The organism is Faecalibacterium sp. IP-1-18 (assembly GCF_023347355.1).
GTDB classification, from domain to species: domain Bacteria; phylum Bacillota; class Clostridia; order Oscillospirales; family Ruminococcaceae; genus Faecalibacterium; species Faecalibacterium prausnitzii.
This window is the reverse complement of the sequence record NZ_CP094472.1, coordinates 1,424,384-1,450,192: the sequence shown is the minus strand read 5'-3', so window position 1 is coordinate 1,450,192 and position 25,809 is coordinate 1,424,384. Positions and strand designations below refer to the sequence as shown.

Sequence of the window (25,809 nt, the reverse complement as noted above, 5' to 3'; positions counted from 1 at the left end):
GAGTGGAAAGAGAATGCGGGCAATTTTTTGGCCCGCCGAGGATGAAAGTATGGATAAGATCATCATCCGGCCTATGACGCCGGAGGACTGGGGCGCGGTCTCCAGAATTTATGTTGAGGGCATTGCCACGGAATACGCCACCTTCCAGACCGAATGCCCGCCCTATACCGCGTGGGACGCTTCCCACACAAAGGAGTGCCGTCTGGTCATCCTTTCCGGCGGGGTGCTGGCAGGGTGGTGTGCTTTGCACCGGGTAGACCCCCGGTGGTGTTACCGGGGCGTGGCCGAGGTAAGCATCTATGTAGGCGAGCAGTTTCGTGGGCACGGACTGGGCTTTCAGCTGTTGAGCGCACTGTGCGCCGCCGCTGAAAAGGCCGGGTACTGGACGCTGCAATCCACCGTTTTACAGGATAACGCTGCCAGCCGCGCCCTGCACGCCAAGTGCGGCTTCCGGCTGGTGGGGCGTCGGGAGCGCATTGCGCGGGACTGCCGTGGCCACTGGCTGGACACCTATCTGATGGAGCGCCGCGCCGCCGCAGACGAACCGGAGGGGTTCAAAAAGCTGTAACCAGCCCCACCGGACGCAGAATTATTTTTATTTGCAGAGCGGAAAAATCCGCAGATTTTCCCGCTCTGCTTTTTTCACGACGTATAAGGCAGAAGGAGCCGCTGCAACCAAAAAGTGCAGCGGCTCCTGTTATTTGTGATGATTCAGTTTTACCACTCGTCGTATTCGCCGTTGGCGTTTTTGGCGGCAGCCACACGGCTGTGCTTGAACATACTTTCCACCACAACGCAGTACTTATCGGCAAGGCAGACGATGATAGCTTCGCGGCAGCTGGGCACATGACGGAAGGTCAGCGGCCACATATGGCTGGAAATGATGCTCTGTTCCTTTTTGGTGATATGGAACACCTGTTCTGCATTGACGCAGGCGCGGCTCGGGTGGGAGAAGCCGTGCATCTCGAACAGGCGGCGGATACCATGGAAAGTACCTTTTTTATGCCAGTCGTACAGATAAAAATCGTGCAGGAAAGCACCGACAGCCAGCGAGGTCTCGTCTGCGCCCAGATGCAGGCGATGGTTCAGCCAACAGCTGACCAGCACCACATTCTTGCAGTGCTGATAGGTGGTAACGTCCCCGTGCTGGATGAACTCCCGCATCTGCTGCACCTTGGGGTTTTGATCGTATTTTTCCAAAATGGCATAAAGCCGTTCGCGTTCCGTAACAGAAAGCTGCATGAGCAAAATTTCCTTTCAACTCAATACGTTAACGCTTGTTTCAGGAGCGGAGCTGCACCGGGTTGGAATTGCCGAAGTTTTCAGCCTCGGAAGGGTTTGCCCGCTTGAGGGTCAGGTCTACCAGATACTGCTTGCCGTCGCCCAGTTCTTCCAGCTGGGCAAGCTTTGCATTGGCAGAAGCCTCGTCCGGGTACCACTGGATCAGGAAGAAGTTTTCTGCTTCCACCCCGTAGTACAGCCAGAAGCCGTCCGCGCGCAGCAGATCATCCAGATGATCCACCTCTTCGCCGTCCGGCAGGCCAAGACCTTCCTCTGCGTAGAGGTTTTCCGGCTCTACCTGCAGCATCTCAATGACCTGAATAGAGCTTTGCAGGTACTCGTCCTGCGAGGTGCTCTTATCGGAGCGCTCCCAGCCGGTGAGGAATGCCTGCATAAGCAGATCGCGCACCTTGATGCGCGGCAGTGTGGGATCCATAACCATTTTTGTTTCCTTCTTTCGTGGTTTTATCCCCGTTGGACAGTATACGGCATACGCCTGTGCAAGTCAACGGTTTATTTGTGAATTTTTTGTAGGTATGACTAAAATTTACACACGCTTTTCCTGTTTCAGTCGGTCATCTCAGGCGTGGAAAGAAAAGGTATCGTCCAGCCACTCCACCGCAAGTTTAACCCAGCGGTTGCGGTGGGTGCTGTCGGCGTCCACCTCCGGGGTGGAGATGCTGGTGCCGTGGCAGCCTTTTTCAAACAGGTGCGCTTCGCACGGAACGCCCGCCTTGTGCAGAGCGTTCAGTAACAGCAGGGTGTTTTCCACCGGGACGGTCTCGTCCTCCATGGTATGCCAGACAAACACCGGCGGTGTGGCCGGGGTGATCTTATCCTCCAGCGTAAAGCGCTGGTGGGCGGCAACATCCTGCGTGCCTGTCAGCTGCACAAAGCTGTCCCTGTGGGCGTATTCTCCGGCGGTGACCACCGGGTATGCCAGCAGCAAGGCATTGGGCCGCGGCTGGTCTGCCATGCCGGGGATCTCCCACACTGCACCGGACAGTGCCAGATGCCCGCCGGCAGAAAAGCCGCACAAAGCGATCTTATCCGGCAAAATATTCCACTGTTCTGCGTGCTGCCGCACAAGGCCGATGGCCTGTGCCAGCTGCCGCATGGGCAGCGCATCCCGGGCGCTCTCCCCTACTGCGTAGTGCAGTACCGCCGTGTGGTAGCCAGCTGCCGCAAATTGCAGCGCTACGGGGTCGCTCTCCCGGGGGCTGACGTGGGTATAGCCGCCGCCGGGCACCACCAGCACCAGCGGACGCTGCCGGAAATGCGGCATGGCCTCCACGCTCTCCCGCAGGTAGAGCGTCAGCGTACCGCCGCCGGTCAATTCCAGTTGTTCAAGCTGCATTTACGCATCCTCCTTATATAGTCCGTGCCGTCCCTCCGGGTGCGCCGCAATAAATTCTGCGCACAGGTCTGCGCACAGGCGGCATAATTCCGGGCAGGGGCGCTTTTTATAATAGTCTGCGGTGCGGTCCTCTGCCGCCGTACCCCCAGCAGGGGCAGCGCCCGCCTTTGCCAGCAGCTCCCGGCAGATGATGCTGCCGCCGTTGCGGCTGCGGTACTGCTCTGCCGCCTGTTGTACCAGTGCGTACATCCGGGATTTATCCTTTGGGTCTGTGGGGTCGGCGTAGACCATGCTCAGCACGGTCACCACACCGCAGAACGCCCCGCACACCTCCCGCATCCGGCCAATACCTGCGCCAAAGCCTGCAGAAAGGCGCAGCGCTGTTTCTTCGGTCAGGCCAAGCTGGGGTGCAAACGCCGCCACCACGCTCTGACTGCAATTATAGCCCTTTAAGAACCATGCGTAGGCGGCATCGCCCTGTTTTGACATTTTCTCACATCCTTCCGGCATACTCGTTCCATTATAGCACAGTCCGCGCAAAAGTGGGAAAGACTTTGCAAGAAATTTTATTTTCCATATAAGAAACGAATCCGGAGCGCCGCTTCGCGCACAGGAGAACAAATTTTAACTTTTTATGAAAAGCCTTGATTTTCCCTGCAAGTCGTTGTATATTAGCACTCAGAAGTTATGAGTGCTAAGTATTCCGGCAGTTTACCGGGTACGGTGCACCAAATATGTGATAAAAGAGGTTTTGTATTATGGCCAAGAAAGAATTTCAGGCAGAGAGCAAAAAACTGATGGACATGATGATCAACTCCATCTATACCAATAAAGAGATCTTCCTGCGGGAGTTGATCTCCAATGCTTCGGACGCCATTGATAAGCTGTATTATAAGAGCCTGACCGACACCTCCGTGGGCATGAACAAGAGCGATTTCCGTATTCTCATCACCCGCGATAAGGAAAACCGCATCCTGACCGTGGAGGATAACGGCATCGGTATGACCCGCGAAGAGCTGGAGCAGAATCTGGGCACCATCGCACACTCCGGTTCTCTGGATTTCAAAAAGGACAACAAGGACGAGAACATTGATATCATCGGTCAGTTCGGCGTGGGCTTCTACTCCGCCTTTATGGTGGCCGATAAGCTGACCGTTATCTCCAAGGCCTACGGCTCGGACGAGGCTTGGCAGTGGGAGTCCTCCGGTGTGGACGGCTACGAGATGACCCCCGCCCAGAAGGATACCGTGGGCACCCAGATCATTCTGCACATCAAGCCGGATACCGACACTGAGAAATACGACAACTTCCTGGATGAATACGGCATTGTGGCCATCGTGAAGAAGTACAGCGACTATGTGCGCTACCCCATCCAGATGGAGCGCGAAAAGAGCCGTCAGAAGCCGGAACCGGACCCCAAGCCCGAGGACTACAAGCCCGAGTGGGAGACCTACACCGAGCTGGAGACCCTGAACAGCATGATCCCCATCTGGAAGAAGCAGAAGAGCGAAGTGACCGACGAGGAGTACAACAGCTTCTATAAGGATAAGTTCGGCGATTACGCCGATCCCGCCCGGGTCATCGTGAGCCGCACCGAGGGCACTGCCAACTACAACGCCCTGCTGTTCGTGCCCAGCCACCGTCCCTACGATTTCTATACCAAGGACTACGAAAAGGGTCTGGCGCTGTACGCTTCCGGTGTGCTGATTATGGAAAAGTGCGCCGACCTGCTGCCGGATTACTTCAGCTTTGTAAAGGGCATTGTGGACAGTCAGGATCTGAGCCTGAACATCAGCCGTGAGATGCTGCAGAAGGACAGCCAGCTGAAGCTGATCCATAACGCACTGGAAAAGAAAATCAAGAACGAGCTGCACGCCATGCTGAACAATGACCGTGCGAAGTACGAGGAGTTCTGGAAGGAGTTCGGCCGTCAGATCAAGTTTGGTGCTTACTCTGACTACGGTATGCACGCCGAGCTGCTGCGCGACCTGCTGCTGTTCTGGTCTGCCAAGGAGCAGAAGATGGTCACCCTGCAGGAGTACATCGACAAGATGCCCGCCGAGCAGAAGTACATCTACTTTGCCGCAGGCGACTCCACCGACCGTCTGGCAAAGCTGCCCTCCGCAGAGCTGGTGCTGGACAAGGGCTTTGACGTGCTGCTGCTGACCGAGGACGTGGACGAGTTCTGCCTGCAGATCCTGCACAGCTACCCCCGCAAGGATGCCGAGGGCAAGGACGGCACCGTGGAGTTCAAGAACGTGAACAGCGGTGATCTGGGTCTGGAATCCGAGGAGGAGAAGAAAGCCGCCGAGGATGCCACTGCCGAGAACAAGGCACTGTTCGACGCCATGAAGGACGCTTTGAACGGCAAGGTGAAGGAGGTCAAGGTCTCCACCCGTCTGAAGGATCACCCCGTCTGCCTGAGCTCTGACGGCCCGCTGTCCATTGAGATGGAAAAGGTGCTGTCCAAGCAGCCCGGCAGCGAGGGTGTGAAGAGCGACAAGGTGCTGGAACTGAACGTGAACCACCCCGTGTTTGCCGCCCTGAAGGCCGCACAGGAGGCTGGCGACACCGAGAAGCTGAACAAGTACAGCGCCCTGCTGTACGCACAGGCACAGCTGATCGAGGGTCTGCCCGTGGACGACCCCGCCGCTTATGCCGAGGCCGTTTGCAGCCTGATGAAGTAAATTTTCAGAAAGAGGCCGCTGTGTTTTGCGCAGCGGCTTCTTTTGTTGCTGATGATTTTTAATCTTGCGCTTGTCGCGGTCTGTGGACCGTTCCAAGCGCATTTTCACGAGAACAGAAATACCCCCTTAACAAAAAGGCCGCGCTCCGCTATAATAGAGTGGAACGCGGTCTTATTTTTATCTTTCTGTGAAAGGAATTCTGTTTCATGGAGCCGAGAAAACATTATTTTGCAAAGATCCCCACCATTGCCATCTTTATCGTCATGGCGATGTCCGGGCCGTTGGGGGTGCTGTTGTTTATCCTGAAAGGCATCGACCAGAAGGTGCAGAAGGAGGAGCAGGAAGCCGCCGCTGCCCGGGGCGGCTACCGCCCCGCCCCGGAACCTGTCTCAACGCAGAAAGCAAACGCATCCTATGGGCAGGACATCCCAACGGCAGAGCAGAAAAGCGCCAAACAGTGGCACAAGAATATTGCCACCCTCTGCACCATCATGGGTGCCGTTTTCCTGTTTGCCGGGGTGATGGATACAGTGGATATCATCGGTGCATGGCAGGTGCTGCCTGACCCCGGGGAGCTGTTTTCCGATATCGTCATGGCCATCGGCGGCGGCGGTGCGCTGCTGACCGGCCTGCGGATGAACCACACCCACAAGCTGGAGCGGCTGCTGGACAAGGTGGTAGGCGAACGGGATAACATCCCCCTGCCGGAACTGTTTGCCGCTGCCGGGGTGGACGCCGCCCGGGGACGTGCCGCCGTAAAAAGCGCCATTGAGCACGGATACTTCGGTGCAGATGCCTATATTGACAACCGCACCGACACGCTGGTGGTGCGGGGCGCGGCACCGCAGCCAAAAAAGCCCTCACCCGCTCCGGCACCTAAAGCCCGGCCTGCCACAGAGGACGAGTACGCCGCCCTGCTGCGCCAGCTGCGGGAGGTAAATGATGCCATCCCCGACCCGGTGATGAGCCAGAAGATCTCCCGCCTGGAAGAGGTCAGCGGGCGCATCTTCGCGCTGGCGCAGAAAGACCCGGACAAAAAGGCACAGCTGCAAAAATTTATGAATTACTATCTACCCACTGCGCTCAAGCTGCTGAACACCTACGCCAGCCTTTCCGGGCAGGCAGTGGAGGGCACGAACATCACCGAAGCCAAGCACAGCATCGAGCGCAGCATGGACCTGCTGGTGACCGCCTTTGAAAACCAGCTGGACAAGCTGTTCCAAGCCGATGCGCTGGACGTGAACGCCGACATTGCCGCACTGGAAGGAATGCTGAACCTTGACGGCCTGACCGGCAGCGAATTTACCCACTGAACCACATCCCCGCACCCGATGGCTGCATCGGTGCGGGGATGTTTTTTTGTGCAAAGTGCAATTTTCCATCCCGTCTTTTTTTGGCGCTGCGCTCAAAATTCCGGGATTTGTGTGCATTTATGCCAAGCATTTTGATTTGCCGGAAAAATTTTTATTTTATTTGTTCGGCAGCAGCTAATCGGGCTGCGCGGGTGTTTTTTGCAACTTTTCATCGAGATGCAACAATAACACATGGTTTTTTGCGTTGTGTTTGACTATTATAGAAGCAGCTACGGCAGCTGCGAACGGCTGCATCGACTTTTCCGATCATAATAGTAGGAGGAAATTTCCATGATGAAGTCCATTTCCACCTGGAAGCAGGAGCTGACCGAGGGCGCACACGCTGCGCGTCTGGCTGCGCTGTACTGCTGCACCCCCGACCAGACCCCTGCACAGGCAGCCCGCTATGCGGCTGTTCTGGACGGGTTAGAGACCACCTTCGGCGCACATACCGAAGCCGGTCTGTATAGTGCCCCCGGCCGCACCGAGATCGGCGGCAACCACACCGACCATCAGCATGGCCGTGTGCTGGCAGGCAGCGTGAACATTGATATGATTGCTGCTGCCGCCCCCAACAGCCTGAACCAGCTGCGCGTGCAGAGCGAGGGGTACGACCTGTGCGTCATCGACCTTGACGACCTGACCGCCCGCAAGGAGGAGGAGAACACCACCGCTTCCCTGCTGCGCGGCGAGTGCGAAGCCTTCCGTCAGCGCGGCGCAAAGCTTTCTGGTCTGGACGTGTACATCTCCTCCAACGTGCCCAAGGGCAGCGGCGTTTCTTCCTCTGCTGCCTTTGAGGTGCTGGTCGGCGTGATTTTGAACGACTGCTTCATGGCCGAAAAGGTCTCCCCCATCGCCATTGCACAGATCGGCCAGTGGGCAGAGAACGTCTACTTTGGCAAGCCCTGCGGCCTGATGGATCAGATGGCTTCCAGCGTGGGCAACATTATCACCATCGACTTTGCCGACAAGGCAAACCCTGATGTGGAGCCGGTGCAGGTGGACTTTTCCAAGGCCGGTCTGGCGCTGTGCATTCTGGACTCCGGTGCAGACCATGCCGACCTGACCGATGAGTACGCCGCCATCCCCAACGAGTGCCGCGCTGTGGCCGCTGTGTGCGGCGGCGAGGTGCTGCGGGATGTGCCGTTCGAGACCTTCCTTGCCAATATCCCGGCCTGCCGCAAGCAGTGCGGCGACCGCGCTGTGCTGCGCGCCTTCCACTTCTACGCCGACAACGACCGCGTGCCCCAGCAGGTAGCTGCCCTGCGCGAGGGCGACTTTGACGCCTTTTTGCAGATGGTGACTGCCTCCGGCGACAGCAGCTGGGAATACCTGCAGAACGTCATCCCCGCCGGTTACAAGGAGCATCAGGAGGTGGCTGTGACCATCGCCGCTGCCAAGCATTATCTGGGCGGTAAGGGCGCTGTGCGTGTGCACGGCGGCGGTTTTGCCGGTACGGTGCAGGCCTTTGTGCCGGTGGAGATGCTGACAGACTTTAAGGCAAACATGGAAAAGATCCTCGGCGCGGGCCGCTGCCATGTGCTGAGCATCCGTCCCGAAGGGGGTGCTGTGCTGTGATTTCCACCGCCATCCAGCAGCTCGTGAACTACGGGCTGGACACCGGGCTGATTTTGCCTGATGACGAGATCTATATCCGCAATCAGCTGCTGATGACCATGCAGCTGGACGACTTTACCGCCCCGGAGGGCGAGGTGTGCTATACCGATCTGGAAAGCATCCTCAAGACCCTTGTGGACGATGCCGTTGCCCGCGGCGTGTGCGAGGATAACTCCACCGCACGCGATCTGTTCGACACCAAGCTGATGGGCGTGCTGACCCCGCGCCCCAGCATCGTGCGCGCAAACTTTGAGGAGCGGTACGAAAACGAGGGCCCGCAGGCCGCCACCGACTGGTTCTACAAGTTCAGTCAGGACACCGACTACATCCGCCGCTACCGTATCAAGCGCGATCTGAAGTGGGTCACCAAGACCGAGTACGGCGATCTGGATATCACCATCAACCTGTCCAAGCCGGAAAAAGATCCCAAGGCCATTGCCGCCGCAAAGCTTGCACCCCAGAGTGCTTACCCCAAGTGCCAGCTGTGCGTGGAGAACGAGGGCTACGCCGGCCGCATGAACCACCCTGCGCGCGAAAATCACCGCATCATCCCGCTGACCATCAACGACAGCGCGTGGAATTTGCAGTACAGCCCCTACGTTTACTACAACGAGCACTGCATCGTATTCAACAACCAGCATACCCCCATGAAGATCGAGCGGGCAACCTTCCGCAAGCTGCTGGATTTTGTGGGTCTGTTCCCCCACTATTTTGTGGGCAGCAACGCCGACCTGCCTATCGTGGGCGGCAGCATCCTGAGTCATGACCATTTCCAGGGCGGTCATTACGAGTTTGCCATGGCCAAAGCTCCTATTGAAAAGCCTTGGGTGTTCCCCGGCTTTGAGGACGTGGAGGCCGGTATCGTGCACTGGCCCATGAGCTGCATCCGTCTGACCTGTGCGGACGATGCACGCCTTGTGGAGCTGGCCGATAAGCTGCTGGCTGCTTGGCGCAGCTACACCGACGAGAGCTGCTTTATCTTTGCCGAGACCGACGGCGAGCCCCACAACACCATTACCCCCATCGCCCGGATGCGGGACGGCAAGTATCAGCTGGATCTGGTGCTGCGCAATAACATCACCACCCCGGAGCATCCGCTGGGCGTGTACCACCCCCATGCAAAGCTGCACCACATCAAAAAGGAGAACATCGGCCTGATTGAGGTGATGGGTCTGGCCGTGCTGCCCAGCCGCCTGAAGCAGGAGCTGTTCGACCTTGCTGATGTGCTGGTGGCGCATCTGCCCACCGCAGAGTACCCCGAAGCCCTGCAAAAGCATGCTGCGTGGGCAGAGGAGATCCTTGCAAAGCACCCGGAGCTGAACGCCGACAATGTGCACCTGATCTTGCAGGACGAGGTAGGCCATGTGTTCGCACAGGTGCTGGCCGATGCCGGTGTGTACAAGCTGGACGAAGCAGGCCGCGCCGGTTTTGTCCGCTTCCTTGAAAGCGTAAAATAAACCATAAATCCCCGAGGCTGTTGCGCATATCATGGCGCAACAGCCTTTTTTAGAGCACAGCATTGAGCAAAAGCACTTTTCCTTTGCTCTCCCCCCTGTGAAAAAATCAATGGGAAAATCCGCAGATTTTCCCATTGATAAATTAAAGTATTCATTCCGCTGAAAATGGCCAAAGCAGCGCGGCGGCCATTCAAAATCGTTTTTTGTAGATGGAGGTATCGCTATGCACTGCACTCTGGAAGTTTGCGTAGACAGCACCGCCAGCGCACTGGCGGCAAAACGCGGCGGCGCTGATCGGCTGGAGCTGTGCGCCGACCTGATCATCGGCGGCACCACTCCTTCCCCTGCCCTGCTGCGTCAGGTCAAGGCTGAGACCGGCCTGCCGGTGCGGGCACTTATCCGTCCCCGCTTTGGCGATTTCTGCTACGACCGCTACGAGCTGGCACAGATGGCCGAATGCGCCGCCGAGCTGGTAGCCGCCGGTGCGGACGGCATCGTGACCGGCGTGCTGACCCCGGCGGGAGCGCTGGACACAGACGCCCTGCGCCCCATCTATGCCGCAGCCCGGCAGGCGGCTGAAAAAGCACACCGCACCGTGGACTGCACCCTGCACCGTGCTTTTGATGTCTGCTGCGACCCCTTCGCCGCACTGGAAGCCGCAAAGCAGCTAGGGCTTGCTACCATTCTGACCAGCGGACAGGCAGCAAGTGCCCCACAGGGCGCTGCCCTGCTGCGGCAGCTGGTGGAAGCTGCCGGGCAGGAGGTGGAGATTCTGGTTGGTGCAGGCGTATCTGCTGCCAACATCCCCGCTCTTGCCGCCCAGACCGGTGCCCGGGCGTTCCACCTTTCCGGCAAGCAGGTGCTGGACAGCCGCATGACCTTCCGGCGGGAAGGCGTGCCCATGGGGCTGCCGGGCTTTTCGGAGTTTGAGATCTGGCAGACCAGTGAAGCAAATATCCGCGCCGCCCGCACCGCACTGGATGCGCTGTAACTGCAAAAAACATCGTTCTTCCCGCAGTGCCTGTTTCCGCAGGAAACAGGCACTGCATCCTGCTGTTTTCCGTTACACCCCTCCCGTGAAAATGCAAAATCGGGCAGCCCGCAGCTGCCCGATTTTGTTCTAATAAAGTTTTTCCCACTTTAGTGCAGGGCGGCAAACCGGGCTGCGCCGCGGGTGCACAGCCAACGGTGCAGCAGCAAATCCAGCCCCAGCAGCGCGGCCAGACAAGCACCTTGCGCGGCCAGCGGCGGCACGGCATAATCCAGTAAGGTCAGGGGCAAAAACAGCACCCCGCCCGCCAGCAGCCACCCGCCGAACATCGCCAGCATACTGGCGGCGCTCCGCTTGACCACGGCGGCTTCGCTGACCCAGTGGAGGTTGGGCAGGCACAATCCCAAGGCAAGGCCCATTTGCGCCGTCAGCCACACAAAGGCTGCCAGCACCACCATCACCAGCAGCCCCTGCCCTGCCGGAATGCGCAGCGCCGCCATGGCGCACCCGGCGCAAAACCACGCCCCCGGCAGCGTGAGCAGCAATTGCAGCTCCACCTTTACCCGCAGAACCTGCTGCGGGGCAACCGGCAGGCTTTGCAGCAGCCAGAGGGTGCCGCCCTCCAGCGACACCGAGGGCGCTGTGATAAAGTTCATGGCGGCTATGGCGCACACCATCCCGCACACCAGCATAGGCAGGCTCTCCGGCAGGTAAGCAGCAGTAAAGGCGCGCAGATCTGAGGCCTTCCACAGCGCTGCTGCGCCCAGCACCGGCAACAGCAGACTGCTCAGTGCACAGTTGAGCAGCCACATGGGGCAAGCGCCCAGATGCAGCAGTTCCCGCCGCAGCAATGCCCGACGCGGGGGCTGCTTTTTTTGCGTCTTTGCGCGGTATTCCGCTTTGGCTCTGCCCGGTTCAAGGGTCAAAAGCCGCAGATAGGGCTTTGCCAGCACCTTGCCGCAAAGCGCCATACAGGCCGCAGCCAGCGCCAGCAATAGCAGCAGCGCCGGGACGTTGCCCACTGCCGCCAGACCCAGCAGACGCAGCGGCGCGGCGGCACGACCGGCTGCTGCGCCCGCCTGTACGGCATCCACCGCAAGGGCCTCCACCGCGTTGCCCACCCATTGGAATACCGCATAATAGACCGCCAGAAAGAGCAGCGTACCCACCACAGTGACAAGGCTTTTGTGCCGGGCGCGGCGGTTGAGCAGCGCCACCGTCCAGCCCAGCAGAACAGCCAGCACCATAGAGACCCCCGCCAGCGCCAGTGCTACCGGCAGCGCCGCCAGCAAGGCTCCGCCGGGGCGGGGTGCCGCCAGCGCATAGCAGACCACCGAGGGCACCCACGCCAGCAGCAGATAAATCAGGCCGGTCAGGTACACCCCGCCGCAGCGCACCGCAAAAATAGTGCCCGGCGGGATGGGCAGCGCCAGCAGCTGCTGGTTATCCCGGCAGCGGAACAAATGCCCGTAGCTGGTAAAGGCACTAGCCAACACACTGACCGTCAGCGCCGAAAGCTCCATCAGCACAAAATAGAGCCAGTCCAGCCCCTGCGGAACCAGCGTTACCGCCAGCGGCAGCGCCATTGAGCCAAAGCTGAGCATGACCAGCAGCATCAATGCCGCAAACAGCAGCGTGTAGCCAAACGTCCCCACCCGGGAGCGTTGCTTACCAGTTTTGCTGCTGCGCACAAAGGCCGCACCCAATTCCAGTAGCTGTTTTTTGAGCAATGCACGGATCATAGCGCTTCCCCCGTATCCTCCAGTTCCAGAAAGACCTCCTCCAGCGTATCGTCGCCGCGCACCTCTTCCATAGCACCCTCGCGCACCAGCTGACCTTTACGCAGAATAGCTACCCTGTCGCAAAGCTTTTCGGCCACCTCCAGCACATGGGTGGAGAAAAAGATCGCCCCGCCTTGCGCACAAAAGGCCTTCATCTGGGTCTTGAGTTGATGGGAAGCCAGCGGGTCCAGCCCGACAAAGGGCTCGTCCATTAAAATCAGCTTCGGCTCGTGCAGCAGCGCCGCAATAATGGCAAGCTTCTGCTTCATGCCGTGGGAGTATGCCCCGATGGACTGCGCCAAATCCTGCGTCAGGCCAAAGGCATCGCCGTACTGCCGGATGCGCTGCGTCCGCTGTGCGGCGCTTACGCCAAAGATATCCGCAATAAAATCAAGGTACTGGATACCGGTCATATACTCGTACAGCTGCGGGTCATCCGGCAGATAGGCCAAGCGGCGCTTGCATTCCAGCGGGTTCTCCCGCACGGAAATGCCGTCCACATAAATTTCTCCGGCATCAAATTGCTGGATACCGCAGCAGCATTTTAAGGTAGTGGTCTTGCCCGCGCCGTTGTGCCCGATAAAGGCACACAACTCCCCCGGGCGGATGTGCAGGCAAAGGTCCTGCACGGCGGGCTTGCCGCCGTAGGTTTTGGTCAGATGCTCGATCTTTAACATGGGCTGCCTCCTTGCTTTCAGTTTCGAGCCAAGTATACACCTTCCGGCAGGGGGAAGGTCAAGCATTTCTCCGTTTTTTCTTGCGTTTTGTATAGGGCTGTGCTATACTTTTTGACGAACTGAACAGAAAACAGCAGGTGCGTTCCGTCACTTTGCCCCACCGGGCGGCGGCAGGGACGTTAAAAGGGAAGCGGGTGTCAATCCCGCACGATCTCGTCACTGTGATAAGGGAGTCCACTGTCAGGGTGCTTTTGCACCGGTCACTGAGCCATCCGGCTTGGGAAGGCGGCAGCGGGCGTTGAGCTTTCAGTCAGGAAACCTGCCCGCTGTTGGTACCGGGGCTTTGCCGCCCCAGATCACGAGGAATTGGTTGTACCAAAAAGCCTGTAAGATACGGGGTCTTTTTGCTTTGCCATTTCGCAAGCGGAAGGCTCCGTTTTTTTGCAGGTTCTCTTTCCTGTACCCTTCTGTTCGGTGCCGTATTTTACCCACATCAGGAAAGGAAAACAAGATGAAAAAACGCAACATCCGCAAAACGGCGGCCGCTCTGACCGCTCTGGCTCTGTGCGCCGGTGTACTGACCGGCTGCGGCGGGGCCGCCTCCGGCACTGCTTCCTCTGTTGCCGCCAGTTCTGCCGCCAGCAGCGAGGCTTCCGGCGCAGACGCTGACGAGCTTGCCGCACAGAACGTGGCAGATCTGATCGACGCCATCTATGTGCAGCAGCGCACCGATGACACCGATGCCCAGTGCGAGGCCGCAAAGGCCGCTTGGGACGCTTTGACCGATGCCCAGAAGGAGCTGGTGGAGGGCGAAAATGCCGACCCCGACTACTTTGGCCGCGACACCGGCGACGCCTCCAAGGACGATGCCCGCAACGCCGATGAGATCGGTGAGAACGAGCTGCTGGTCGTGTCCTTCGGCACCTCCTTCAATGACAGCCGCGCCGCCGACATCAAGGGCATTGAGGACGCTTTGCAGGCCGCATACCCCGACTGGAGCGTGCGCCGCGCCTTTACCGCACAGATCATCATCAACCATGTGCAGGCACGCGATGGCGAGAAGATCGACAACATGCAGCAGGCGCTGGACCGCGCTGTGGCAAACGGTGTGAAGAACCTGATCGTGCAGCCCACCCATCTGATGCACGGTGCCGAGTACGACGAGATGAACGAGATGCTGGACCAGTACCGCGACAAGTTTGAGAGCGTTGCTGTGGCCGAGCCCCTGCTGGGCGAGGTAGGCGCAGATGCTTCCGTCATCAATGCAGATAAGGAAGCTGTTGCCAAGGCTGTTACCGATGCCGCTGTGAAGGATGCCGGTTACGAGAGCGCCGCTGCCGCCGCCGCCGATAAGACCGCTTTCGTCTTTATGGGTCACGGCACTTCCCACACTGCCAAGGTGAGCTACAGCCAGATGCAGACCACCATGCAGACCTTGGGCTACGACAACGTGTTCATCGGCACGGTGGAGGGCGAGCCTGAGGACACCTCCTGCGAAGCCGTCATTGAAGCTGTAAAGGCTGCCGGTTACACCAAGGTCATCCTGCGCCCGCTGATGGTGGTGGCAGGCGACCACGCCAACAACGACATGGCCGGTGAGGACGCCGACAGCTGGCTGAGCCAGTTTACCGCCGCAGGCTGCTTTGAAAATGTGGACTGCCAGATCTCGGGTCTGGGCCGCATTGCGGATGTCCAGCAGCTGTACATTGCACATACCAAGGCCGCTATGGATCTTCTGAACGGCTAATGGATTCAGAAGCCCTCTCCGGCGCTGCCAAGCATACGGAGAGGGCTTCTTTTATGGGCGTATTCCCCGCACGAGGAGAACGTGCCCCCTGCCCCGGCAGCTTAGACGCCGGGCAAAAATTTAGGATACTGAGGTATTTATTTTATGCGTTGCAAACAGTTTATCATCGTTTCTCTGGCCGGTGTGGTGCTGGCTGCTTCTCTGGCAAGCTGCGGCGGGGCTGTCCCCGCCTCCTCTGCTGCAGCAAGCTCTGTGGCTGCTTCCTCCGTGATGGTTTCCTCTGCCGCTGCTGAGACTGCCCTGCCGGACGGCGTATATACCGCTGATTTCGAGACCGACAGCAGTATGTTCCACCCCAATGAAGCCTGCAACGGCAAGGGCACCCTGACCGTGGAAAACGGCGTGATGACCTTCCACGTCAGTCTGGCTTCCAAAAAGATCGTGAACCTCTACCCCGGCCTTGCCGCCGATGCCGAGGCCAACAAGACCGCATGGCTCATCCCCACCGTGGACACTGTTACCTATGCAGACGGCACCACTGAGGAAGTGTACGGCTACGATATCCCGGTGGAAGCACTGGATACCGACTTCCAGCTGGCGCTGCTTGGCACTAAGGGCAAGTGGTACGACCACACCGTCAGCGTGCGCAACGCCGAGCCCAAGACCGAGCAGGCCGCCGAGACCCCCGCAGACGGTGCATACACCGCTGCCGTGGTGCTGGAGGGCGGCTCCGGCCGCGCCACCGTGGACAGCCCCGCTGCCCTGACCGTGGCCGAGGGCAAGATGACTGCCACCATCGTGTGGAGCAGCCCCAACTACGACTACATGATCGTGGACGGCGAGAAGTATCTGCCCACCAATACCGAGGGCAACTCCACCTTTGAGATCCCGGTAGCTGCTCTGGGCACCCCGCTGACTGTTACCGCCGACACTGTTGCCATGAGCAAGCCCCACGAGATCGAATACACCCTGACCTTTACCTTGGAGTAACCTTCCATGAAGCTGACCCGCGCTCAATTTTTAAAGGCTCTGCCCGCCGCCGCGCTGGTGCTTGCAGGCTGCACGGCCGCGCCCACTGCACCCGCCGATACGGACGAGCTGGTTTTTGACCACGCCTACCCGCTGGACTACGCCACCCAGTTTACCGCCGACTGCTATGCGGACGGCTCTACCCTGCTGACCATCCCGGACGCACAGGTAAAGTTCCTTGTCCGGCCGGAGGGCGCTGCCACCCTGCACACCGTACCCGAGGGAGTGACTGTATTGCAGCAGCCGGTGCAGAACATCTATCTGGTGTCCACCTCTGCCATGGACTTGTTCCTCCATCTGGACGCGCTGGACAGCATTGCCCTTTCCGGTACCCGCGCCGAGGGCTGGTATCTGGACGAGGCAAAGCAGGCCATGCAGACCGGGCGCATTGCCTACGCGGGCAAGTACAGCGCCCCGGACTACGAGCGCATCCTGACCGCAGAATGCGGCCTTGCGGTGGAAAACACCATGATCTACCACACCCCGGAAGTGAAGGAGCAGCTGGAACGGTTCGGCATTCCAGTGCTGGTGGAGCGCTCCAGCTACGAGAGCAGCCCGCTGGCACGGATGGAATGGATCAAACTGTATGGCATCCTACTGGGGAAAGAACCCCTTGCCGAGGAGGTGTTCGCCCGGCAGGCGCAACGCATTGCGCCACTGCTGGAACAGCCCTCCACCGGCAAACGCTGCGCGTTTTTCTCCATTACTTCCAGCGGCCTTGCCACTGTGCGCAAAAGCGGAGACTATGTGGCGCAGATGATCGGCATGGCCGGGGGCGAATATGTTTTTGCAGACCTTACCGACAGCGGCAACAGCCTTTCCACCATGAATATCCCGCTGGAGGACCTTTACGCCGGCGTCAAAGACGCCGATGTGCTCATTTATAACGGCACCATCGAGGGCACCATCTCCACAAAAGAAGAGTTGCTTGCCCGCTGCGCGTTGCTGGCAGAGTGCAAGGCGGTGCAAAGCGGTGATATCTGGTGCACGACGCCCAGCTTTTTCCAGCAGAGCATGGCACTGGCAGATTTTATGCTGGATCTCCATGCCGTTTTTACCGGGGAAGCAACCAGCCCCGACACCCTGCATTTTTTGACCAAGATCACCTGAGGAGCCGCTTATGACCAGCCGCAAACGCCTTGTTTTTTCCTATTGCTGCCTTGCCCTGCTGCTGGCGGTGCTGTTTGCCGTGAGCCTGTTCTGGGGCAGCGTTGCGCTTACCCCGCAGGCCGTGCTTGCTGCCCTGACAGGACGCGGGCAGGACGCGCTGAGCGTGGGCATTATCACCCAGCTGCGCCTGCCCCGCGCGGTGATGGCCGCGTTACTGGGCGCTGCGCTCTCTGCGGCAGGCTACCTGCTGCAGACCTTTTTCGCAAACCCCATTGCCGGCCCCTTTGTCATGGGCATTTCCAGCGGAGCAAAGCTGGCGGTGGCGCTGGTAATGGTGCTGTTTTTGAACTACGGCCAGCTGACCAGTTCTGCCGTGCTCATCCTTGCGGCCTTTGCGGGCGCTATGGCAGCCATGGCCTTTGTGCTGGCCGCTGCCCGCCGGGTGCAGCGCATGAGCATCCTTGTAATCTGCGGCGTAATGATCGGTTACATCTGCTCTGCCATCACCGAGTTTGTGGTGGCCTTTGCGCAGGATAGCAGCATCGTCAACCTGCACAACTGGTCGCAGGGCAGCTTTTCCGGCATGACGTGGGGCAACGTGCGCACGGCAGCGCTGGTGGTGCTGCCCGCGCTGGCGGCGGCCTTCTGCCTTGCAAAGCCCATGGCAGCTTACCAGATGGGCGAAGCCTACGCCCGCAGCGTGGGCGTGGATGTGCGGCGGTTTTCCCGGCTGCTGGTGCTGCTTTCCAGCCTGCTGGCCGCCTGCGTTACCGCCTTTGCCGGGCCTATCTCCTTTGTGGGCATCGCGGTGCCGCACCTTGTCAAGCAGCTGCTGGGCAGTGCCCGCCCGCTGTATGTGCTGCCCGGGTGCTGCTTGGGCGGGGCGGCGTTCTGCCTGCTGTGTGATCTGATCGCCCGTAGCTTGTTTGCGCCCATGGAACTTTCCATCAGCGCGGTCACCGCCGTATTCGGCGCGCCGGTGGTCATTGGGCTGCTGCTGCGCCGCAACCGGGAGGATGTGCGATGAAGTACTCTGTTGAAACCAACGCCCTTGCCATCGGCTACGGCAAAGCTGCCCTTGCGCGGGATATCGCGCTGGGCGCTGCCAAGGGGCAGGTGCTGGCGCTCATTGGCCCGAACGGCGCAGGCAAATCCACCCTGCTCAAAACGTTGGCGGGGCAGCTGGCCCCTTTGGGCGGCGCGGTGCTGCTGGACGGGCAGGAGCTTGCCCGCATCCCCGGCAACGCCCGGGCGCAAAAGCTGGCGCTGATGCTGCCCCACACCCGCCGCACCGAGTTGACCACCTGCTTTGAGTTTGCGGCGGCAGGACGCATCCCCTACACCGGGCGGTTGGGCATCCTTTCCGCCGAGGACAAAAAGCAGATACAGAATGCGCTGGAGCTGGTGGGCGCGGCGCATCTGGCCAACCGGGACTTCAACTGCGTCAGTGACGGACAGCGGCAGCGCATTTTACTGGCGCGGGCAGTCTGTCAGCAGCCGCAGGTGCTTCTGCTGGACGAGCCCACGTCATTTTTAGATGTAAAAGGCAAGATAGAGCTGCTGACCATTTTGCAAAAACTGGCGCATGAGCAGCAGCTTGCGGTCATCGTGACCCTGCACGAACTGGACATGGCGCAGAAGATCGCGGACGCGGTGGTCTGCGTTTCGCCGCACGGCGTTTCTGCGCCCATGTCCCGGGCACAGGCCTTTGCCCGGGAAAATATCAAAGCGCTCTACGGCCTGACCGAGGAACAGTACAGCGCTGTTTTTGGTCCACCAAAGCCGGAAAAGCCCCAATTTGAGCACTATGTGCGCAGCGGGCAGAAGCTGCTGCGTTGCGGGTACACTACCGGCACCTGTGCGGCGCTGGCCGCTGCCGGGGCCGCCCGGCTGCTGCTGACCGGCACAGCACCGGAAACCGTCGCCCTGCGCACGCCGAAAGGCATTGTGGTAGAGGTTGCCCCCCTGTTCTGCCGCACCGTTGCCGAGGGTGCGGAATGCGCCATTGAAAAGGACGGCGGCGACGATGTGGACGTGACCACCGGTCTGCCGGTGACCGCCACGGTGACGCTGCTGCCCGGCACGCCCGAGATACGCATTACCGGCGGCGCGGGGGTGGGCAAGGTGACGAAGCCCGGGCTGGACCAGCCGGTTGGGCAGGCCGCCATCAACCATGTGCCCCGGCAGATGATCACCGAGGCGCTGCGCCGGGAGGCGGAAGCCGCCTGTTACCCCGGCGGCTTTGCCGTGACTATCTCCATCCCCGGCGGCGAGGAGGTAGCCCGGCGCACCTTTAACCCCCATATCGGGGTTGAGGGCGGGCTGTCGGTGCTGGGCACCAGCGGCATTGTAGAACCCATGAGCCAGCAGGCCATTCTGGACACCATCCAGCTGGAGATGAATCAGGCGGCGCTGCGGGCAAAGGACCACCGGCGGCTCATCCTTGCCCCGGGCAATTACGGGTTGGACTATCTGCACGAAACATACCCGCAGTTTGCTGATATCCCGGTGGTCAAAACTTCAAACTTTATCGGAGATACGCTGGATATTGCAGCGGCGGCGCACTTCAAACAGGTGCTGCTGGTGGGGCATATCGGCAAGCTGTGCAAGCTGGCGGGCGGCATTATGAACACCCATTCCCACACGGCAGACTGCCGCACGGAGCTGTTCTGCACCCATGCTGCCCTGTGCGGTGCTGACCGAGAGGTGTGCACCGCACTGTACAATGCAGCCACCACGGATGCCTGTCTGGAGATTCTGGATACAGCCGGACTGCGGGAGCCGGTGCTGCAAAGCCTGCTTGCCGCCATCCAGCTGTATCTTGACCGCCGCGCGGGCGGGGCGTTCCGGGTGGGCGCCGTGCTGTTTTCAAACCAGCATGGCCCGCTGGGACAGACCGAAACTGCCGCCCGCCTGTTAGACGAATGGAAGGAGTAATGCACATGGTACATTTTGTGGGCGCCGGGCCCGGCGCACCGGATCTGATCACCCAGCGCGGTGCAGCATTTTTACAGGCCGCAGACTGCATTATTTACGCAGGCAGTCTGGTCAATCCGGCGCTACTGGGGCTGGCAAAGCCGGGATGTGCTATCTATAACAGCGCCGAGATGACGCTGGAGCAGGTACTGGACGTGATGCGCCGGATGGAAGCTGCCGGTAAAAGCACTGTGCGGTTACACACTGGCGACCCCTGCCTGTACGGTGCCATCCGGGAGCAGATGGATGCACTGGATGCAGACGGCATTTGTTACGATGATACCCCCGGTGTTTCCAGCTTTTGCGGCGCTGCCGCCGCGCTGAACTCCGAGTATACTTTACCCACGGTCAGCCAGACGGTCATCATCACCCGCATGGAGGGGCGCACCCCGGTACCGGAGCGGGAAAAGCTGGCAAGCCTTGCCGCCCACGGCGCGACCATGGTGATCTTCCTGTCCATCGGGCTGATTGACAAGGTGCAGACGGCGCTTTTGCAGGGCGCGTATACACCGGACACCCCCGCCGCCGTGGTGTACAAGGCCAGCTGGCCGGAAGAAAAAATCGTGCGGTGCACAGTTGGTTCTTTGGCTGAGAGCACCCGTGCAGCGGGCATTACCAAGACGGCACTTATCGTAGTGGGAGATTTTCTCGGCACGCAGTACGAGCGCAGCAAGCTGTACGACCCCGCCTTTACCACCGAATTCCGCAAAGGAGAACCGGTATGACCCGCGCTTACCTTGCCTTTACGGATACCGGCCTTGCGCTAGCAAAGCGTCTGGCCGTCGCCTTGCCCGGCAGTGTTGCCCGGTGCGGGCGGGATGGTGTTTCTCTTGCAGAATGGTCAAGCGCACAGTTTGTGCATTCTGATGCGCTGATATTTGTAGGAGCTGCGGGTATTGCAGTGCGGGCCATCGCGCCCCACTGCAAGAGCAAGACTACCGACCCGGCTGTGGTAGTGGTGGACGAATGCGGGCGGTTTGCCGTGCCCATTCTGTCCGGACATCTGGGCGGCGCAAACGATCTTGCGCGGGCCATTGCCGCTGTATGCGGAGCCGTGCCGGTGATCACCACCGCCACCGATGCCCACGGCATTTTTGCGGTGGACGAGTGGGCAAAGCACCAAAACTGCATGGTGCTGGAGCCGGAGCGCATCAAGCTGGTCAGCGGCAAATTACTGGCCGAGCAGCCGGTATATTACCGGGCTGATTTCCCGGTAACAGGCACCGTGCCCGCAGGGTTATTCCCCGCTGATACCCCGGAAAAAGCCGACTTTGCACTCACCCTTTGCCCCACCGGGCAGGCACTGCATCTTGTGCCGCGCATCGGAGTGCTGGGCATCGGCTGCAAGCGGGGCACAAGCGCTGAAACGCTGGAAGCTGCCTTTGCCGCCTTCTGCACCCGGTACGGCTTTGCTGCGCGGGCAGTCACCGCCGCCGCAAGCATCGACCTAAAGCAAAACGAGCCGGGCTTGCTGGCCTTTTGTCAGGCGCACGGCTGGCCGGTGCGGTTTTACTCTGCCGCACAGCTGCGCAGCGTGCCCGGACAGTTCACCCCCTCCCCTTTTGTACAGAGCGTGACCGGGGTAGACAATGTCTGCGAGCGAGCGGCTGTGCTGGACGCAGACGGCAGCCTGTTTTACCCGAAATTTGCCTGCAGCGGCGTGACCCTTGCGCTGGCGTGCAGGCCCTTTGCCCCGGACTGGAGGTGGCAGAATGCTTGACGTGATGGAAATCGATATTGACCGTCCCGAGAAGATAGTCTATGTCGTGGGGCTTGGCCCCGGCGAGCCTTTTTATATGACCCAGCAGGCCGCGAATACGCTGGAAAGCGTTGACGCGATTTGTGGATATAAGGTCTATCTTGACCTCATCCGCGATGAATTCCCCTGCGAGGAATACTATGCCACCGGCATGACGCAGGAGCTTGACCGCTGCCGCTGGGCGCTGGAAAAAGCACGCACCGGCAAGCGGGTGGCTCTGGTCTGCTCCGGCGATGCTGGGGTGTATGGCATGGCAAGCCCCCTGCTGGAACTTGCCCCGGATTATCCGGACGTTGCCGTGGAGATCGTGCCCGGACTGACCGCTGCCCTCAGCGGCGGGGCAGTGCTGGGCGCACCGCTGGCGCACGATTTTTGCGTCATTTCCCTTTCCGACCGGCTGACCCCGTGGGAGGTCATCGAGAAGCGGCTGGCTTGCGCCGCTATGGGAGATTTCTGCGTTGCGTTGTACAATCCCTCCTCCAAGGGCAGGCCGGACTATCTGGCAAAGGCGGTGTGCATCCTGCTGGAAAACGGCAAAAGTGCCGATACCGTCTGCGGCATCGTGCGCAACATCGGCCGGGAGGGTCAGACCGCCCGAATCCTGACCCTTGCCCAGCTGAAAGACACTGCGGTGGATATGTTTACCACCGTGTACATCGGCAACGCCGCCACAAAGCAGCTGGGCGGCAGAATGGTCACCCCACGGGGGTACCGCAGATGAAGGCAGTGGTTTTTAGCGGCACTACCGAGGGGCGGGTGTTCTCCCGGCAGCTGGCGGCGCTGGGAGCAGAGGTTCTGGTCAGTGTTGCCACCCCGCTGGGTGCAGAGGAACAGGGCAAAGCGGACGGCATCACCGTGCACTGCGGGCGGCTGACCCCCGAGGAAATGGCCGCTCTTTTACAGGGCGCTGCTCTGTGCGTGGACGCCACCCACCCCTACGCGGTGGATGCCACCAAAAACATCCGGGCTGCGTGTGCCGTGGTCGGGGTGGAGTACCACCGACTGCTGCGGGAAGAAAGCCCCTTGCCTGCCGAGAGCATGGTGTTTGCCACCGCCGCCCACGCGGCTGCATTTCTGGCCGGGTGTAGCGGCAATGTGCTGCTGGCTACCGGCGCGAAAGAGCTTGCCGCCTTTGCGGCGCTCAGCCCGGAGCGGCTGTTCCCCCGGGTGCTGCCCACGCGGGAGGGCATTGCCGCCTGCGAGGCCGCCGGTATCCCACATAAGAACATCATTGCCATGCAGGGGCCATTCAGCTATGCGCTGAACTGCGCCCTGATTGAACAATTCTCCATCCGGTATCTGGTCACCAAGGACGGCGGTGCTGTGGGCGGCTTTGCCGAAAAGGCACAGGCCGCGCAGGACACCGGTGCACAACTGATCGTGGTGCGTCGCCCGGCTGAAAATGGACAAACTGCCGCACAAATTCTGGCACGCTGTAAGGAGGTTCTGGTATGATCTCTCTGATCGGAATGGGCTCCGGCTGCCCGGAAAGCCTGACCGCGCAAGGACTGGCTGCGCTGCAAAGCGCAGGGCTCATCCTTGGGGCAAAGCGCCTGTTGGAGCATTTACCGGCGGGGTGCACTGACAACTGCAAAGCCGTGTATAAGCCGGAGGAAATCCTTGCGTGTCTTGCCGCACAGCCGGATACGGACACCGCTGTTTTGTACAGCGGCGACACCGGGTTTTACTCCGGTGCGGCAAAGCTGCTGCCCCTGCTGCGGGCTATGGGCTACTCTGTCCGGGTGCTGCCCGGGCTTTCCAGCGTACAGCTTTTAGCCGCCGCTGTGGGGCGCCCTTGGCAGGACTGGATGCTGGTATCGGCGCATGGCCGCGCCTGCGACCCTGTGGCCGAGGTTTTGGCGCATCCACAGGTGTTTTTCCTCACCGGCGGCGGGGACACCCCTGCCACCCTTTGCGCCAAACTGACCGCCGCCGGGCTGGGCGCTGCTCACGCCCTTGTGGGCGAAAACCTTGGCACCCCTGCAGAAGCCATCCGCTTTGGCCTTGCCCGGGAACTGGCAGAGCAAAGCTTTGCACCGCTGAGCGTATTGCTCATCGAACGGGAGGCTTTGCCGTCCCGCCGCACCCCCGGCCTGCCGGACGATGCTTTTATCCGGGGCGCTGTGCCCATGACAAAGCAGGAGGTGCGCGCCGCCGCGCTGGCAAAGCTGGCGGTCACCCCCACGGATACCCTGTGGGACGTGGGCGCGGGCACCGGTAGCGTGAGCGTGGAGCTGGCACTTGCCGCCCCTGCCGGGCAGGTATACGCCGTGGAGTGTGACCCGGAGGCCTGTGCACTGATCCAGCAAAACCGGGAGAAATTTTCCGCTTACAATCTAACCCTGATCGAAGGCAAAGCACCCGATGCTTTGGACATGCTGCCCGCCCCGGATGCTGTATTTATCGGCGGCACAAAGGGCAATATGGACGCTGTTATAGACGCTGTGCTGCACAAAAATTCAGTTGCCCGGCTGTGTGTTGCCGCCATTGCGCTGGAAACGCTCAGTGCCGCCGTAGCTGCCCTGACCGCCCACGGCCTTTCTGCGGAGGTGACACAGATCGCCGTCAGCCGCACAAAAACGGCGGGCAGTCTGCATTTGCTGATGGCTAACAACCCGGTGTTCCTCATTACGGGGGCACGGACATGATACAGTTTCTCATCGCCGCACCGCGCTCCGGTAGCGGCAAGACCACCGTTACCTGTGCCGTGCTGACCGCCTTGCAGCGGCGCGGGACTGACCCTTGCGCCTTCAAGTGCGGGCCGGATTATATCGACCCCATGTTCCACCGCAGCGCACTTGGGGTAGAAAGCCACAATTTAGACCTCTACCTCTCTGCCCCGGATACGGTGCGCACGCTTTACGCCCGCTATGCCGCCGGGCACGGCGCTGCCGTATGCGAGGGTGCCATGGGCTTTTACGACGGGCAGGGGCTGACAACCCGTGCAAGCGCTTGGGAGCTGGCCGATACGCTGGCGCTGCCGGTGCTGCTGGTAGTGCAGCCAAAAGGGGTAAGCATCACCCTTGCTGCCGAGCTGCAGGGGCTTTTGCAGTTCCGCACGCCCAGCCATATCGTGGGCATTCTGCTCAATGATTGCTCTGAGTCCTTGTACAAAACGCTGCGCCCGATGCTGGAAACCGAGACCGGTCTGCCGGTGGTGGGGTATCTGCCCCATCTGCCGGGGTGCGTCATCGAAAGCCGCCACCTCGGGTTGAAAACTGCCGGGGAGATCGTTGACTTGCAGCAAAAGTTGTTGCAATTAGCCGATGCCCTTGTGCTGGACTGGGCACAGCTGGCAGTGTTGACTGACCGCCCTGCCCCGGCTGCACCGCCGCTTGCCGCGCCGTGCACGCCCTCCGTTCGCATTGCCGTAGCGCGGGATGAAGCCTTCTGCTTTGCCTACGCTGAAACGTTGGACGCCTTGCGGGATGCGGGTGCAGAGCTTGCATTTTTCAGCCCGCTGCGGGACGCCGCCCTGCCGGAAAATATCGGTGGGCTGTACCTGCCCGGGGGCTACCCAGAGCTGTACGCCCGGCAGCTGAGTGAGAACATCGCCCTGCGTGCTGCTATCCGGGACGCAGGGCAAGAGGGGCTGCCCACCGCTGCCGAGTGCGGCGGCTTTCTGTACTTAGGGCAGACGCTGGAGGGCACAGACAGCAAGGTTTACCCCATGGCGGGTGTGCTGCCGGGCAGCGGGCACAACACCGGGCGGCTGGTGCGCTTTGGCTATGCCGTCATGACGGCAAAGGCTGGCAGTATGCTTTTCCACGCTGGAGAAACGCTGCCCGTCCATGAATTCCACCACTGGGATTCCTCCGAGAATGGCGCAGACTTTTCTGTGTGCAAAGCTAAAAAAAGGCAGTGGGAATGCGGCTTTGCAAGCGCGCATTTGTATGCCGGTTTCCCGCATCTTTACTGGGCTGGCACTGCCCTGCCCCGCCGCTTTGTGCAGGCGGCGCAGCACTTTTTGAAACACAAAGGATGACAA

23 protein-coding genes and 1 riboswitch are annotated in these 25,809 nt (G+C 60.3%); of the genes, 17 read left to right on the top strand and 6 right to left on the bottom strand.

Annotated features, from left to right (window positions below; genetic code table 11):
• Window positions 1–49 precede the first annotated feature (49 nt).
• Complete coding sequence (locus MTP43_RS06905; RefSeq protein ID WP_236131031.1) at window positions 50–568, top strand: GNAT family N-acetyltransferase; 519 nt, start codon at window positions 50–52, stop codon at window positions 566–568.
• 149 nt (window positions 569–717) lie between these two features.
• Here MTP43_RS06905 and MTP43_RS06900 read toward each other — a convergent pair whose 3' ends face one another.
• The 4 genes from MTP43_RS06900 to MTP43_RS06885 form a co-directional block, all read right to left on the bottom strand.
• Entirely contained in the window at window positions 718–1,242 is a 525-nt protein-coding gene (locus tag MTP43_RS06900; protein ID WP_249235177.1) for an HD domain-containing protein, read from the bottom strand.
• A 40-nt stretch (window positions 1,243–1,282) separates the two neighbouring features.
• Window positions 1,283–1,723: a hypothetical protein gene (locus MTP43_RS06895; RefSeq protein ID WP_005926297.1), complete on the bottom strand. Its 441-nt coding sequence runs from the start codon at window positions 1,721–1,723 to the stop codon at window positions 1,283–1,285.
• A gap of 138 nt (window positions 1,724–1,861) precedes the next feature.
• On the bottom strand, window positions 1,862–2,638 hold the full coding sequence (locus MTP43_RS06890) for an alpha/beta hydrolase (protein ID WP_097783886.1): 777 nt from the start codon (window positions 2,636–2,638) through the stop codon (window positions 1,862–1,864).
• The gene (locus tag MTP43_RS06885; RefSeq protein ID WP_249235176.1) at window positions 2,639–3,127 is read right to left on the bottom strand and encodes a C-GCAxxG-C-C family protein; all 489 of its coding nucleotides are present in this window, start codon (window positions 3,125–3,127) and stop codon (window positions 2,639–2,641) included.
• Window positions 3,128–3,396: 269 nt separating this feature from the next.
• Here MTP43_RS06885 and htpG point away from each other — a divergent pair, with 269 nt between their 5' ends.
• The 5 genes from htpG (at window position 3,397) to MTP43_RS06860 (ending at window position 10,742) form a co-directional block, all read left to right on the top strand.
• Window positions 3,397–5,325 (top strand): molecular chaperone HtpG, encoded by a 1,929-nt coding sequence (gene htpG, locus MTP43_RS06880; protein WP_249235175.1) that lies wholly within the window; start codon window positions 3,397–3,399, stop codon window positions 5,323–5,325.
• Between the two features lie 206 nt (window positions 5,326–5,531).
• On the top strand, window positions 5,532–6,638 hold the full coding sequence (locus tag MTP43_RS06875) for a 5-bromo-4-chloroindolyl phosphate hydrolysis family protein (protein ID WP_249235174.1): 1,107 nt from the start codon (window positions 5,532–5,534) through the stop codon (window positions 6,636–6,638).
• Window positions 6,639–6,968: 330 nt separating this feature from the next.
• Entirely contained in the window at window positions 6,969–8,255 is a 1,287-nt protein-coding gene (locus tag MTP43_RS06870; RefSeq protein ID WP_249235173.1) for a galactokinase, read from the top strand.
• Entirely contained in the window at window positions 8,252–9,751 is a 1,500-nt protein-coding gene (gene galT / locus MTP43_RS06865) for a UDP-glucose--hexose-1-phosphate uridylyltransferase (RefSeq protein ID WP_097786251.1), read from the top strand. The genes MTP43_RS06870 and galT overlap by 4 nt, the downstream gene beginning before the upstream one ends.
• A 223-nt stretch (window positions 9,752–9,974) precedes the next feature.
• Window positions 9,975–10,742: a copper homeostasis protein CutC gene (locus MTP43_RS06860; protein ID WP_005926327.1), complete on the top strand. Its 768-nt coding sequence runs from the start codon at window positions 9,975–9,977 to the stop codon at window positions 10,740–10,742.
• 149 nt (window positions 10,743–10,891) lie between these two features.
• On the opposite strand, the gene MTP43_RS06855 is transcribed toward MTP43_RS06860, so the two are convergent.
• Together MTP43_RS06855 and MTP43_RS06850 are read right to left on the bottom strand one after the other, a co-directional pair.
• Window positions 10,892–12,484: a hypothetical protein gene (locus tag MTP43_RS06855; protein WP_005926334.1), complete on the bottom strand. Its 1,593-nt coding sequence runs from the start codon at window positions 12,482–12,484 to the stop codon at window positions 10,892–10,894.
• Entirely contained in the window at window positions 12,481–13,200 is a 720-nt protein-coding gene (locus tag MTP43_RS06850) for an ABC transporter ATP-binding protein (protein ID WP_044960627.1), read from the bottom strand. The genes MTP43_RS06855 and MTP43_RS06850 overlap by 4 nt, the downstream gene beginning before the upstream one ends.
• 118 nt (window positions 13,201–13,318) lie before the next feature.
• Window positions 13,319–13,541, top strand: a riboswitch (cobalamin riboswitch).
• Between the two features lie 170 nt (window positions 13,542–13,711).
• Here MTP43_RS06850 and MTP43_RS06845 point away from each other — a divergent pair.
• From MTP43_RS06845 to MTP43_RS06795, 11 genes are all read left to right on the top strand, one after another.
• A complete protein-coding gene (locus MTP43_RS06845) occupies window positions 13,712–14,947 on the top strand; it encodes a sirohydrochlorin cobaltochelatase (protein WP_005926344.1) in 1,236 nt (411 codons plus the stop codon).
• 144 nt (window positions 14,948–15,091) lie between these two features.
• Window positions 15,092–15,937 carry a hypothetical protein gene (locus MTP43_RS06840; protein ID WP_005926347.1) on the top strand — a complete coding sequence of 282 codons (846 nt, stop codon included), beginning with the start codon at window positions 15,092–15,094 and terminating at the stop codon, window positions 15,935–15,937.
• A gap of 6 nt (window positions 15,938–15,943) precedes the next feature.
• Window positions 15,944–17,086: an ABC transporter substrate-binding protein gene (locus MTP43_RS06835; protein ID WP_005926349.1), complete on the top strand. Its 1,143-nt coding sequence runs from the start codon at window positions 15,944–15,946 to the stop codon at window positions 17,084–17,086.
• Between the two features lie 10 nt (window positions 17,087–17,096).
• Window positions 17,097–18,113, top strand: coding sequence for a FecCD family ABC transporter permease (locus tag MTP43_RS06830; RefSeq protein ID WP_005926351.1), 1,017 nt, complete (start codon window positions 17,097–17,099; stop codon window positions 18,111–18,113).
• Entirely contained in the window at window positions 18,110–20,023 is a 1,914-nt protein-coding gene (cbiD, locus tag MTP43_RS06825) for a cobalt-precorrin-5B (C(1))-methyltransferase CbiD (RefSeq protein ID WP_005926353.1), read from the top strand. Before MTP43_RS06830 ends, cbiD begins: the two co-directional genes overlap by 4 nt.
• A gap of 5 nt (window positions 20,024–20,028) precedes the next feature.
• Window positions 20,029–20,787: a precorrin-4 C(11)-methyltransferase gene (gene cobM / locus MTP43_RS06820; protein WP_015538423.1), complete on the top strand. Its 759-nt coding sequence runs from the start codon at window positions 20,029–20,031 to the stop codon at window positions 20,785–20,787.
• A complete protein-coding gene (locus MTP43_RS06815) occupies window positions 20,784–21,782 on the top strand; it encodes a cobalt-precorrin 5A hydrolase (RefSeq protein WP_113621013.1) in 999 nt (332 codons plus the stop codon). The genes cobM and MTP43_RS06815 overlap by 4 nt, the downstream gene beginning before the upstream one ends.
• Window positions 21,775–22,542 carry a precorrin-3B C(17)-methyltransferase gene (gene cobJ, locus MTP43_RS06810; protein WP_113621012.1) on the top strand — a complete coding sequence of 256 codons (768 nt, stop codon included), beginning with the start codon at window positions 21,775–21,777 and terminating at the stop codon, window positions 22,540–22,542. The genes MTP43_RS06815 and cobJ overlap by 8 nt, the downstream gene beginning before the upstream one ends.
• Entirely contained in the window at window positions 22,539–23,276 is a 738-nt protein-coding gene (cobK, locus tag MTP43_RS06805; protein ID WP_113621011.1) for a precorrin-6A reductase, read from the top strand. Before cobJ ends, cobK begins: the two co-directional genes overlap by 4 nt.
• Complete coding sequence (gene cbiE, locus MTP43_RS06800; protein ID WP_113621010.1) at window positions 23,273–24,469, top strand: precorrin-6y C5,15-methyltransferase (decarboxylating) subunit CbiE; 1,197 nt, start codon at window positions 23,273–23,275, stop codon at window positions 24,467–24,469. Before cobK ends, cbiE begins: the two co-directional genes overlap by 4 nt.
• On the top strand, window positions 24,466–25,806 hold the full coding sequence (locus MTP43_RS06795; RefSeq protein WP_113621009.1) for a cobyrinate a,c-diamide synthase: 1,341 nt from the start codon (window positions 24,466–24,468) through the stop codon (window positions 25,804–25,806). Before cbiE ends, MTP43_RS06795 begins: the two co-directional genes overlap by 4 nt.
• Window positions 25,807–25,809: the final 3 nt, after the last annotated feature.